Here is a 12431-nt window from a genome sequence, read left to right on the forward strand (position 1 = left end):
AGCCGCTTCAATCCGTTTCTCACCGCTATCAAGGTATGCTTAGGTATAAACCGCATAATCCCACAACCGTTTCCAGCCCGCCTTCGCAAGTAACATCCCTGGCCGGGCAGCACCGTTCCAGGCATCAACAACCTCGCCTCGCACCTCATCACGTGCGAGGACGCTCTCGCTAAAGGCCTCGTTAATCAAACTCTGCTCCGCCACATCGCGTCGATTTATCTTCGCTTGTAGTTGGGAATTGACAGCCTTCGCTGCGGCCAGAACTACCTCATGAAAATGATCCGTTGACCATTGGGCCTTCGCAGCTTGCCAGATCAGCGGATGCAACTGCGCGGCGGATAACCTCGGTGAGGGGTCCGCCCCACCCACCCGTTGAAGTACCTTCTCATGGCTGTCGATCCGGGCAAACAACCTGACTGCCGCATCCCGCACGACGCCGAACTCGTAGAGTTCATCCGGACGATTTTCGGTTTGCCATTGTGGGTATAGGCGATCGAACAGCGGCCGGATTCGCTCAACGGCAGCGAGGGCAATATCGCGCCCACACGCCGGCGTCTTTTGTCCTGTTAGACGAGATGTTGTGCCTAACTGACGTCGCTCGTCGACCGGCGCTAGCTGCTCGACCAGTTGTTTCAGCTCGGCCTTTACCCATTCCACGTCTACACCGATTAGGTCCACAGACACGGAGTCTGTCAGGTGGTCGATCACCGCGAAGACAACACTGTGAATTGCATCGGGGTTTTCCGGAGACTTCATCCTTTTGGAAAGTTGGAGTCATGCGTCGGGAACGAACAAGAGGTACCCGCCCGATCTGCGTAAGCGGGCGGTGCGACGTGGCGCTTGGGCTTTCGTGTAGCCTCCCGCTTCACGTAGTTCTGTAACGCTCCGTATTTCTGCGCCCATGAGTCACCCTGAGGATTCCAGCTCCACCCGGGCATTGATTCCGATGGCCCGCGTCGCTCGTCGCTTTGATAGCTCTTCTTCCCTGCTGCACGGCAACCCGTGTGCCGAGTTGGATGCCGTTTTCGACTTGACCTCCAGAGATGCGGGCGTAACCTTCGCGACCGGCGTAGGCGCGTGCAGCCGCGAAGTTTGTAGCCAAGCATCGGCGGATGGACTCCATACTTAGCCGGGTAGGGCTTCCAATGTGTCCGTTGCTCGTTGCTGAAATTAACTCTGTTCGCAAGTTGTTCCCGGCCAGGATCCAAGCTTGAGAGCGTATTTGATATGACAGACAGTTTCGCGCACGTGACCTTCCCGGTCAACAAAGGCTTGCAGCGCGGCTGCGGTCCAATATGTCTGTTTTAGGGCTTTTCCAGATTCACCCGGGAACGGCTTCCAACAGAGCGCGCCTTCTCCCGGCCACTTGCGACATTGAGCGGGCGTGCACTGGAAGAAATCATCCGATCCGCCGTCGGCCGCGACTGCGCAGTGAACTCCGCATGCGAGCAGGTGGGAGGACCCAGGGAACACCGTTGAGTACCGCCCAACGACCCGAACGCCTGGCATGCAATGCAACTGTCACCATAACAAATTTCATGTTCAATGACAGTCGGATCGAAATCGGCAGCACCTGCGTCCGGCCGAATGCACATACCCGACCGAGTCACCAATCCAATAATCACCGATAATGAGCAAATGACCGACGAAGTAAGCAGTGATGTATGGGTGAAACGTCTAATCGAGGCATCCCAACAGGGGGAGGTGGTCGACCTTCAGGTCGGGGAATCAATGGAGCACTCTGGACCAGAATCGGTCGATCAATGGGCCTCCAACCGCAGCATCCCGGCGAGTGCTATCCGCACCGTGTTATCCTGCAAACAAAATAAATTAGATCCGAACGGCTTGCGGATCAAAGGTGCGCACATTATCGGACTTGTCGACTTTGCCAACATCGATATCGACTTCCCTTTACACCTCATCAACTGCGCCGTCGACGAAACTATCTACCTCAACAACTCGAAACTACGGGAACTGACTGTCTCATCGTCGAACATTGCAGGCCTCAATCTTGAGGGTTCACACATCACCGGAGCCTTGTTCGCAAGGCACGTCACTGCTCACGGCGAAATCCGCGGGGTCGGCGCACGGATAGGCGGCCAACTCGTCTTGGAAGACGCAACCCTGAACAACCCCGACAAAATCGCACTCAACTTCGACCGCAGTGACGTCGCCGGCGGCATTAACGCCGACAACATCACAGCTCACGGCGAAATCCGCGCCCTCGGCGCACGGATAGGCGGCCAACTCATCTTGGAAGGCGCGACCCTGAACAACCCCGACAAAATCGCACTCAACTTCGACCGCAGTGACATCGCCGGCGGCATCAACGCCGACAACATCACAGCTCACGGCGAAATCCGCGGCATTTGCGCACAAATAGATGGGCAGCTCGTCCTGGAAGGCGCAACCCTGAACAACCCCAACGGATACGCGCTCGCCCTCGACGGAGCTACCATCACCGGAGGAATGTTCGCGGACACCACAACGGCCAACGGCAAAGTCTGCGCCCGGGGTGCGGAGATAAGGGGTCAACTTGTCCTGACCGACGCCACCCTGAACAACCCCAACGGAAATGCACTTGTCCTCGACGGAACAACCATCACCGGAGGAATATTCGCCGCACCCATTGCTATAAACGGTGATGTCCAAGCCCGCGGAGCGCAGTTCAATGACGTCCTCCGAATCTTGATTTCCGCCTCCGCCTCAGATGATAGTTCTAAGCCAGCCCTCAATCTTCAGTCTTCTGCGATCAATCAGCTGTCTCTTCCGGCGGACTCGCTGGCAGAGGTCAACCTTTCCAGTGCGAGAATCGCGCTGCTCATCACCCCACAAACGGGTGAACCGAAGTACCAACTGGTGGCCACCGGATGGGAAATCGGCAACATCGAGGGTCGGATCCGAACCGATCGCGAAGCCGCTGCACGCTGGCTCAATACCGACCCCACGCCAGGTGCGGGCCCTCAGCCGTGGATTGCAATCGCTGAAGTCTACGAACGCAACGGACACCCTGCCGACGCGCGTAGACTCCGTTTGAAAGCGGCAAACAAGGTTACCAAGACTGCACCCTTGCCTTCCAAATTGGTCCGCGGAGTTTATCTCGCCATCGCCGGCCACGGATACTACCCACTCTTCGCTGTGGTGTGGCTTGCTGCTGCGTTGATCGGCGGAATGGTCCTAGTTGACGCGAATCGAGTGCATTTCGTGCCCTCCACACCCCGTGCCGCGGCGGAAGCCGCGGTTACCCAGGGTGCGCGCACCGAGTCAGCGCCGCCAGAAGTGATCACTGGGGCTGCCGATTGCTCCTTGTATCCGCTATATCCGTGTATGGATACGTTCAGCTACGCACTCACCGGCGTCATCCCAGCCGCAACAGGGATTACTCGCCCGGACTGGTCGGTCAGCTCCACTGCACCGGTCCTTTTGAAGGCCGGTTTGGCTGTGCTGAGAATTCTGGCCTGGATCTTCACTGCCATCCTGTTAGCAGGAGTAACCGGCCTACTTAAGAAGAGCTCCTGACCAATCGATCGCGGTCAACCGAGTAACCGAATCAGTCGGTTCTCGGTTTTGTCTATCCTCACTAACCTCGGGCCTTCACGGTAGTTTGCGGTAAACCCGTGTCAACAAGAAAGTTTGCGGTAAACCCGTGTCAACAAGAAAGATTGGTGCCCTTAATATGCCTCAGACGGCGCATTGACTGTCAGATTGCTGGAATCCAAGGCGTGGGATGTTCGGTGATGTCCGTGACCCCAGCTTGTTCGGCTCGTCGCGGGTGAATTTGCGGTCCACGAGATCGCTCGAGGTGGAGGCTGATGCTTGGAAGTGCACGTTGGTTTCGCGAAAGTCCTTTCACACCAGCGGCTCTCATCAACAACTCGACGCAGCCGTGTCCAACAGCAATTCCGTGACCAAGGGTGAGTTCTTCCATGAACTCGGCGGGCACCGTAGGTGCCATGCGAGGCGGTGTGCACCTCGGTGATCAGCTGCGCCCCAGGCGTGACGCGGAGTGCGTTCTGAGGCTGGGCGATTGCGCCACTCGTAAAAGCCGGACTCCGGTACCTCCAGAACGCGGCACGCGGTCTGGACGGGTAGTCCCTACTTGGCCATCACTTCGATCGCTTCGAACCGCCTTTTCGGCCGCCACCGACTTCAGCAACTCCGTGGAGCGCGTGGCGATGGCAAGTTCGGTCTCGAGCCCGGCAATCCGGCGACGAGCTGCAGCGAGTTCAGCACTCTCGATCGAGCTCAGCCCAGGCTTCTGTCCCGTGTCGATGGGTTCCTGGTTGCGCCAGTTGTAGATGGTCTGTTCGGTGACATCGAGCCCTAATGCGGCCTCGGCGACCGTGCGTCCTAACTTCAACAGGTCGAGGACTTTTCGGCGGAACTCGGGCGGATAGCCTCGGGGCGTTGCGGACCTCTCTCGGGTCGATCAATGCCTGAAGTAAAACAAACGAACTCCGAAAAACTCGGGGTACATCAAAGTCTCCGGAAACCCGGTGCGATTCAACGCGCACTGGACTGTCCTGTCAGCATTCAATCGCGCGTCGATGGCCTCGAATTCACAAAGAAGGCTCATGCACAAAATTGATGCAAGAACGTTGGGTGTATCGCCGCGCTTGAAATATCCAGCGTCGGCGAATCCTCGTCAGTTCCCGGACATTGTGGAAAGTTCCGCGGTGAATCGCTTGACGTTCAATGATCCCGGACGCAGAAGTCAGGGTGAAATGGACGTGGATCCGCGGGTTCACAGCCAACCACTCGCGGACCTCGGTCTTCGTATGAGTGAAGTTGTCCATCAGCAGATGTAGTTCCTGTTTCGGATACGCCCGTGCAACACGTTTGACGAAAACCAGAAACTCCTGGTGACAGTGCCGCGGTCACCTTCCCTGCCGCGATCTCCAACCCCGCGAACAAGGTTGTGGTGCCGTTACGGACATAGTCATGGGTTGCTTCTGCGGGATCCCGATCTGCATCGGCAACGTCGGAGCCGTCCGGTCCAACGCTTGAGCTGCGACTTCTCGTTTTCAACGCACAGGACGATCGGGTCTCCGGGCGGGTGGAGGTACCACCCGACGATGTCGGTGACCTTCGCGACGAGTTCCGGATCGGTAGAGAACTTGAATGTCTCACTGCGCCAAGGCTACACGTCGTACGCGCGCAAGATCCGCGCGACCGTCCCATACCCGATCCCCAAGTGTGTTGCGAGAAGGCACGAACTCCATTGTGTGACAACGTATTTCTTCGGCGGCGTAGTGGACCCTTGTCATGGGCGCTTCGGATCGGGTGACCTTTGTCTTTCAGTTCGAGCACGCGTGCTGCTGCACGAGGCGAGATGCCTGGATCTGCGACTCCTCGTCAACTGACGACTCGGACTTACGTCGATGCACTCAAGTAAATCGTCCTGTTTGTCGCCATCGCGATCTGCACCGCTGCACCCTTCCATCGGGGTTCTCCCTGCATGAACATTAAACCCTGTATCTAACTTTTGTGCAGGGAAATGCCCGCTGGACAACACAATCAGCGGACAAATGAGACAACGATTCCGTCACCAGATCGGCCGGCAAGAACACGGAACGCACCTTGCTAACATTCACAGATGGACGAAGCTTCCGTTGACAAGGTTGACCGACTCAAGATCTTTGTGAGCTGGTCTGGGGATCTATCGCAGCGAGTAGGCGACGCGATACGTAAATCTCTGGACCTTCTAGGTGAGGGATTTGACCCATGGACGTCCGTACGCGATATCCATTTTGGTGACACCAACATCGAAGCCATCAGAGATCAGCTTGGTAACTCGCACGTCGGCATTTTCATCCTGACAAGGGAGAACCAACACGCTGACTGGATCAACTATGAAGCTGGTGCTCTCTCGATGCATAAGGGTGACCTGAAACGACGGGTAGTGCCGCTGCTCATCGACATGGAGAAGATGTACGAGCTGGAAGGCCCGCTCCGTGGCTATCAAGGATTCGTACTGGATGAGGAAAACTGGCTGACACTCCTGGATCAGCTGATCGGGCTCACGAACATGAAACAAAGCGTAGTGATGGATCGCTACGACCTGCAGAAGACTACGTTCTGGGCGGAGATCGAGAAGATCAAGGCTGATACTCCTGCCCCAGTCCCCCCGAAGACCGAAGAGATGATGCGACTGATCCTTGAGCGCGTAGATGAGCTGCAACGGGACACGCGAGTGGCTGGAATCGCGGCTAATAAGAGACTGGCTGACGATGAGAGGAGACACTGCGAAGCGATCAGGCAGATCGTTCTCGCCACCCTTGATACAGACCGCGTCGAGATCTCCATGCTTCCCAATGAGTTCTTCAGTGACGGCAGCGCCGAAACAGTCCAGATCCGCTACTCACCTGAGATTGATATGACGGAGGAAGTACGCGAGAGGCTAAACAAGGCACTGGCGAAAATCGGCGAGATCGACTGCTTCTTCAATCCTTTCCCAGAGGAAGATTGGTTCGTTGCGATGGATCATCCACATCACCCGCTGGGCCTCTAGCAAGACCCGATCATCAAGCGTCACAACTGAAAACACCGGAACCAAGGGGAGTCGCCAAAGTGAACCTTCTCGTACCTGATCCCCGCACTCAAGCTAGTTCTTGGTAGTTGCCGGAACCATGTAGTTGTGGTTGCTCATGGCACTAGTACTGATCTGGCGGACCTAACCGACTCTTACATGATCACGGGCGAGCCGAAAGGCGATCACCGTCTTCTCGACGAGCTTTCGGTCCAGAAAAGTACCGAGGTCGATCCTCACCCAGTTTCCGAAAATGACCGTTCTCGGACCGGTCGATACTGCGTCCACGCCGCACTTCACTGCGGCGGGCATAACGTACGAGATCGACGAAGAATATGTTCCAGTCGTGAACGCTGCCGACGCGGAGATCATTTCACCGCAGGACTTCCCGCGCGATCCGTTGCCGAACCTCTGAGGCGCAAACAAAAAGGCAGTTTCTCATTTCTGAGAAACTGCCTTTTTGATCTAACTTCGGTCGGGCTGACAGGATTTGAACCTGCGACCACTTGACCCCCAGTCAAGTGCGCTACCAAGCTGCGCCACAGCCCGTCCCACGCCCTTGTTTCGGGCGCTTGGAAAGATTACATCAGGGACGGGCCGAAGTACCAATCGGCTGGTCAGAGCCGTTTCAGTACCGAATTGGACGCAGAATCAGCGGCCCTTGCGGTCACGCTTCTCGCGCACTCGGACGGATACGCGGATCGGGCTGCCGTCGAAGTTGAACTCTTCACGCAGACGCCGCTCGATGAAGCGGCGGTAGCCGGCCTCGAGGAAGCCCGTGGTGAAGAGAACGAATGTCGGCGGGCGTGTGCTTGCCTGAGTCGCGAACATGATGCGAGGCAGGCGGCCACCACGCATCGGCGGCGGTGTGGCCGCCACAACTTCCTTGAGCCAGGTGTTCAGGCGACCCGTGGGGATGCGCTTGTCCCAGGACTCGAGAGCCGTGTCGAGCGCCGGCACGAGCTTCGCCACGGCGCGACCGGTGTGGGCGGAGATGTTGACTCGCTGAGCCCACGGAACGCGGACCAGATCGCGGTCCACTTCCTTGTCCAGCATGAGTCGACGGTCCTCGTCCACGAGGTCCCACTTGTTGAATGCGATCACCAATGCACGACCCGTGTCGGCCACCATGCTCAGAACACGGAGGTCCTGCTCGGTGATCGGCTCGTGTGCGTCGATGAGCAGGATCGCGACCTCAGCGGCCTCGATTGCACTCTTCGTACGCAGCGACGCATAGAACTCCGCGCCGCTGGCATGGCTGACGCGCTTGCGCAGACCAGCTGTGTCGACGAAACGCCAAGGGCGCCCGCCGAGTTCGACGATGGAGTCGACCGGGTCGACGGTGGTGCCGGCAACATTGTGCACGACGGACCGCTCGTCACCGGACAGCTTGTTGAGCAAGCTGGACTTTCCGACGTTCGGCTTTCCGACGAGAGCAACACGACGCGGACCGCCGCCGGGGATACCTTCACGCGGGGTTTCCGGCAGCTTCTCGAGAACCTCGTCGAGCAGGTCGCCGGTACCGCGTCCGTGCGTCGCACTCACGGAGTACGGCTGACCGAGGCCCAAGGACCACAGTGCTGCAACCTCGGACTCGGTGCGTCCGTCGTCCACCTTGTTGGCAACGAGGATGACCGGAGTCTTCGAGCGGCGAAGCACTCGAGCGACCGCTTCGTCCGTCGCCGTAGCGCCGACAACGGCGTCGACGACCAGGAGAATGGCGTCAGCCGTTCCCATGGCCAACTCGGCCTGACGGGCAACGGCCTGCTGAAGGCCCTTTGCGTCGGGCTCCCATCCGCCAGTGTCCTGGACGAGGAAGCGTCGTCCGGCCCAGTTCGCCTCGTAGGAGACGCGGTCACGGGTAACGCCGGGGATGTCTTCGACTACCGCTTCACGACGGCCGATGATGCGGTTGACGAGCGTCGACTTGCCGACGTTCGGTCGACCGACAACAGCCAAGGTCGGGACGGCAATGTGCGCTTCGCCTTCGCCGTCCGCTTCGAGATCGGCGTAATCCCACTCCGATTCCTCGGACCAAGTTCCGTCACCGGCATATTCGGTTACCAGATCGTCGCTCACTGCACTGCTCCAGTTCTGTCGCTGACCACCAACAGCAACTTGGCGATCACATCTTCAATTCCCAATTCGCTCGTATCCACCAGAATGGAGTCGTCGGCAGGGCGCAACGGCGACACTGCCCGAGTCGAATCGAGATGGTCACGGCGCTGCACATCAGCCAGCACCGCTTCGTAATTGTCTTCACGGCCTTGGCCGATGTTCTGCGTATTGCGCCGTGCCGCACGGGTTTCCGCCGATGCGGTCAAGAAGATCTTGACGTCTGCATCGGGGAGTACGACGGTTCCGATGTCGCGACCTTCCACGACGATCCGCTCCGCACCGGCCGCCAACTCACGCTGAGTGGCGACCAGCAGGTCACGAACCTCGGGTACAGCCGACACCGCGGAGACAGCCTTGGTTACCGCGTCGCCGCGGATCTCCTCGCTGACGTCCGCGCCGTCGAGATGCACCTGCTCGCTGCTCGGATCGGTACCGATGGACCACGGCAACGCCGCAACGGCGGCCGTGATCGCGGCGGAATCCGCCAGATCGATTCCCTGACGCAGCACGTGCAGGGTCGCGATCCGGTAGATGGCTCCGGTGTCGAGGTAGCGAGCGCCCAAACGCTGCGCCAACGCGCGAGAGACGCTGGACTTGCCGGTTCCGGACGGTCCGTCCATAGCGACTACCAGCGGCATGGACGAATCGGTCACAGGCCGACCGCCTCGTACAGTCCACCGACCTCGCTACGTCCGAGGACGCGCTGCGTTCCCGGACGCTGATCGCCGAGGGCGACAACTCCGACGTTGGTGCGTACCAGGCGGACAACGGGGTGACCGACGGCATCGAGGAGGCGACGCACGATGTGCTTACGGCCCTCGTGCAGAACCAGCTTGACGAGCGTCTTGCCCTCGTTGATCTCGAGCACGGTGAACGCGTCCACCTTGGCCGGACCGTCGTCGAGGGTGACGCCGTCACGCAACTGCTTGCCGGTGCTGCGCTCGACAACGCCGTGAACCGTGGCGAGGTACGTCTTCGGAACCTCGAACGACGGGTGCATCAGGCGGTGAGCCAGGTCGCCGTCGTTGGTGAAGAGAAGCAAGCCTTCGGTGTCGGCGTCGAGACGGCCGACGTGGAAGAGCCGCTGACCCGACTGAACGCGCTCGGAGACGATGTCACCGACGCACGGACGACCGAGATCGTCGGACATGGTGCACTGCCAGCCACGCGGCTTGTTCATCGCGAGGTAGACGAGGTCCTTCTGCACGACGACGCGGACGCCGTCGACACGAACCACTGCGTTCTCGGGGTCGACACGCAGACCCTGTTCGACCACGATGCGGCCGTCGACCTCGACGCGACCCTGATCGATCAGCTCTTCAGCAGCGCGGCGTGATGCGACGCCGGCCTGAGCCAGCACCTTCTGCAAGCGGACGCCGTCGCCCTTCGGCGGGCCGTCGTGCTTGGTGATCTCGGCATGCTGATGACGCGCCGGCTTGGCGTTGGAGACCAACGGGTTCTGAGAGACGACGCGCTGCGGCTTCTCGGTCTTCGGCTTGCCACGCTTGTTGGTCGCCGGCGGTGTCGGAGCTGCCGGGCGCTTGCGCGGAGGTCCGTCGAACTTGGACCCACGAGGTGCGTTCGACCATGCGCCGCCGCGAGGAGCGTCGGGGCGTGCGCCGCGCTGATCGTCACTACGACGGTCAGCGCCGCCACGCGGTGCGCGACGGGCGTCGACGTGGGGGGTACGGCGGTCATCGCTGCGGGGTCCGCGGCGGTCGTCAGTGCGCGGGCCGCGCCGATCGTCGTTGTAACCGCCACGGCGGTCGTCGGTGCGTGCGGGGCGACGGTCGTCGCTGCGCGGCGGGCGACGGTCATCACTGCGCGGCGGGCGACGGTCATCACTGCGCGGCGGGCGACGGTCGTCGCTGCGCGGCGGGCGACGGTCATCATTGAATCCACCGCGACGGTCGTCCGTGCGGGGACGGTCGGATCCGGCGTTGCGGTCGTATCCCGAGGTACTACGGGAAGTGTTGCTGCGTCCACCACGGGGCGCTTCGCTACGTGCGCCGCGGGGGGCGTCGCTGCGACCACCACGGGGGGCATCGCTGCGTGCGCCGCGGCTGTCGCGGGAGTTGTTACGGTCCGGTGTGCCATCTCGGCGAGCGGGATTGTTCACTTTTTTCCTGTCAGTTTTCTACTGTTTCCCGAGCGTGGTCGGGTCTTTCTCGGTGCTGACGAGCGCCGGAATTCCGGTCAGTCGTCGACTTCGGTGTCCACTACGTCAGCGGGCACGTCTGCCTTGTTCATTCTCGCAAATCGCGGATCGGATTCCAGGCTTTCGCTGATGTCGTCGATGAGATCGACATCAGGCAAGAGCGGGGCCAACTCCGGGAGCTCGCTGAGCGAGGCCAGGCCGAGCCGTTCGAGGAACAGTTCGGTCGTGGAGTACCGTGTCGCGTTGGTGTCCGGGTCAGGCCCGGCTTCCGCGATCAGTCCGCGGGCAAGGAGGGTGCGTACCACCCCGTCCACGTTGACGCCTCGTACCGCACTGATCCGCGCACGAGTCAACGGTTGACGGTATGCGACTACGGCCAAAGTTTCCAATGCCGCCCTGGTCAATTTGGTGCGTGCGCCGTCCAATAGCAGCTTTTCCACGTACGGGGCAAACTCTTGTCGCGTGTACAGACGCCATCCGTCGCCCGCGTAGCGAAGGTCCATTCCGCTGCCGCGAGCGGTCAATGCGGCTGACATCGACGTCAGGCGTTCTTCGACTCGTTCCGACGCGGTTCCGGTGACAGATGCGAGTTGGTTCACTTCGGCCGGCGAATCCACGACAAGCAGAAGCGACTCCAGCACTGCGTCGAGTTGATCGTCGTCGAGTTCGAAATCGGGGGCGGAATCTTCGGACTCCGAGGCGTGTTCGGTAGGCTCGATCATCTCGTCTAGCTGCGAAGACTCTGGTTCCGTCGGCTCGGCGTTCATCCGTAGTCCTCCTCTGTGACCGGCGCGGCCGGGTCGTCTCCGGTCCAACTCACCATCAGCGGTCCGAGTGCTTCGGGTTGCTCGAACACAATGACCTGCCGGCGATACAACTCGAGCAACGCGAGAAATCTTGCGACTATCTCGACGGTGATCTCACACTCGGCAACGAGGTCCCCGAAGGGTGTCCACTCCCCTATGCCTCGCTCGCGCAGCAACTCGAGAATTCGCTCAGCCTGCTCGGGTATCGAGATATTGGACACATGGAGGTGATCGAGGCCCACCGTCGGCACCGGACGCGGTGTGAACACCGTCGCCGCGATCTCCGCAAAACGCTGAGGATCGACGCCCAACAACACCTCGGGCAGGAGTTCGGTGAACTGATCCTCGACGGCAACCGAGCGCGGATAGCGCCGCAGCGCTGCTTCCTCCAACTCACCGAACAGCGCCGCAACTTGTTTGTACGCCCGGTACTGCAGCAGTCGCGCGAAGAGAAGGTCGCGGGCTTCGAGAAGCGCCAGATCCTCCGCGTCCTCGACCTGCCCGGCGGGCAACAGCCTGGCCGCTTTCAGGTCCAGAAGCGTAGCTGCGACGACCAGAAACTCTGTTGTCTGATCGAGGCCCATCGCACTGCCAAGTTCCTTGGTGTATGCGATGAAATCGTCAGTGACGGTGTGCAGGGCGACTTCGGTGACATCGAGCTGTCGTTGATTGATCAGGTTCAACAGCAGATCGAACGGGCCTTCGAAGTTCCGGAGAGTGACTCGGAAACCGGCAGCCTTGGCTGCGGTCTGAGCGTCGGTCGGCACGTTCGGGTCGATCGAATCCGGCTCGACTTCGACCGAATCTTCTTGCGATGCAA

The 12431-nt window shown here is 60.0% G+C and carries 10 protein-coding genes, 1 tRNA gene and 1 pseudogene; 3 read left to right on the plus strand and 9 right to left on the minus strand.

What is annotated here, in order from left to right; all coding sequences use genetic code 11:
• Positions 1–39: 39 nt before the first annotated feature.
• A complete protein-coding gene (locus tag RA302_RS15415; RefSeq protein WP_338477262.1) occupies positions 40–756 on the minus strand; it encodes a TIGR02391 family protein in 717 nt (238 codons plus the stop codon).
• A gap of 882 nt (positions 757–1638) precedes the next feature.
• On the opposite strand from RA302_RS15415, the gene RA302_RS15420 reads away from it, so the two are divergent.
• Positions 1639–3519: a hypothetical protein gene (locus RA302_RS15420; protein WP_338477264.1), complete on the plus strand. Its 1881-nt coding sequence runs from the start codon at positions 1639–1641 to the stop codon at positions 3517–3519.
• Positions 3520–3979: 460 nt separating this feature from the next.
• Here RA302_RS15420 and RA302_RS15425 read toward each other — a convergent pair whose 3' ends face one another.
• Together RA302_RS15425 and RA302_RS15430 are read right to left on the minus strand one after the other, a co-directional pair.
• A complete protein-coding gene (locus RA302_RS15425) occupies positions 3980–4360 on the minus strand; it encodes a hypothetical protein (protein WP_256938626.1) in 381 nt (126 codons plus the stop codon).
• A 286-nt stretch (positions 4361–4646) separates the two neighbouring features.
• A pseudogene (locus RA302_RS15430) lies at positions 4647–5257 on the minus strand (IS630 family transposase); the annotation flags it as partial.
• A 339-nt stretch (positions 5258–5596) separates the two neighbouring features.
• On the opposite strand from RA302_RS15430, the gene RA302_RS15435 reads away from it, so the two are divergent.
• Together RA302_RS15435 and RA302_RS15440 are read left to right on the plus strand one after the other, a co-directional pair.
• The gene (locus tag RA302_RS15435) at positions 5597–6511 is read left to right on the plus strand and encodes a toll/interleukin-1 receptor domain-containing protein (RefSeq protein WP_070160134.1); all 915 of its coding nucleotides are present in this window, start codon (positions 5597–5599) and stop codon (positions 6509–6511) included.
• Between the two features lie 271 nt (positions 6512–6782).
• Complete coding sequence (locus RA302_RS15440; RefSeq protein WP_176741980.1) at positions 6783–6944, plus strand: hypothetical protein; 162 nt, start codon at positions 6783–6785, stop codon at positions 6942–6944.
• 60 nt (positions 6945–7004) lie between these two features.
• Here RA302_RS15440 and RA302_RS15445 read toward each other — a convergent pair.
• The 6 genes from RA302_RS15445 to RA302_RS15470 all read right to left on the minus strand — a co-directional run bounded on the left by RA302_RS15445 (position 7005) and on the right by RA302_RS15470 (position 12390).
• A tRNA-Pro gene (locus tag RA302_RS15445) sits at positions 7005–7078 on the minus strand.
• Positions 7079–7180: 102 nt separating this feature from the next.
• A complete protein-coding gene (gene der, locus RA302_RS15450; protein WP_003946199.1) occupies positions 7181–8608 on the minus strand; it encodes a ribosome biogenesis GTPase Der in 1428 nt (475 codons plus the stop codon).
• The gene (cmk, locus tag RA302_RS15455) at positions 8605–9285 is read right to left on the minus strand and encodes a (d)CMP kinase (protein WP_170320421.1); all 681 of its coding nucleotides are present in this window, start codon (positions 9283–9285) and stop codon (positions 8605–8607) included. Before cmk ends, der begins: the two co-directional genes overlap by 4 nt.
• 11 nt (positions 9286–9296) lie before the next feature.
• Complete coding sequence (locus RA302_RS15460; protein ID WP_083291427.1) at positions 9297–10766, minus strand: pseudouridine synthase; 1470 nt, start codon at positions 10764–10766, stop codon at positions 9297–9299.
• Between the two features lie 77 nt (positions 10767–10843).
• A complete protein-coding gene (gene scpB / locus RA302_RS15465) occupies positions 10844–11527 on the minus strand; it encodes an SMC-Scp complex subunit ScpB (protein WP_070160144.1) in 684 nt (227 codons plus the stop codon).
• A 41-nt stretch (positions 11528–11568) separates the two neighbouring features.
• Complete coding sequence (locus RA302_RS15470) at positions 11569–12390, minus strand: segregation/condensation protein A (protein WP_046379919.1); 822 nt, start codon at positions 12388–12390, stop codon at positions 11569–11571.
• Positions 12391–12431: the final 41 nt, after the last annotated feature.

Source organism: Rhodococcus sp. DN22 (assembly GCF_036669995.1).
GTDB lineage: Bacteria > Actinomycetota > Actinomycetes > Mycobacteriales > Mycobacteriaceae > Rhodococcus_F > Rhodococcus_F erythropolis.

Coding starts and splice junctions, on each gene's coding strand:
- RA302_RS15440 (WP_176741980.1), top strand. CDS start 6,783: ATGACCGTTCTCGGACCGGTCGATACTGCGTCCACGCCGCACTTCACT.
- scpB (WP_070160144.1), bottom strand. CDS start 11,527: ATGATCGAGCCTACCGAACACGCCTCGGAGTCCGAAGATTCCGCCCCC.
- RA302_RS15435 (WP_070160134.1), top strand. CDS start 5,597: ATGGACGAAGCTTCCGTTGACAAGGTTGACCGACTCAAGATCTTTGTG.
- RA302_RS15415 (WP_338477262.1), bottom strand. CDS start 756: ATGAAGTCTCCGGAAAACCCCGATGCAATTCACAGTGTTGTCTTCGCG.
- cmk (WP_170320421.1), bottom strand. CDS start 9,285: ATGCCGCTGGTAGTCGCTATGGACGGACCGTCCGGAACCGGCAAGTCC.
- RA302_RS15420 (WP_338477264.1), top strand. CDS start 1,639: ATGACCGACGAAGTAAGCAGTGATGTATGGGTGAAACGTCTAATCGAG.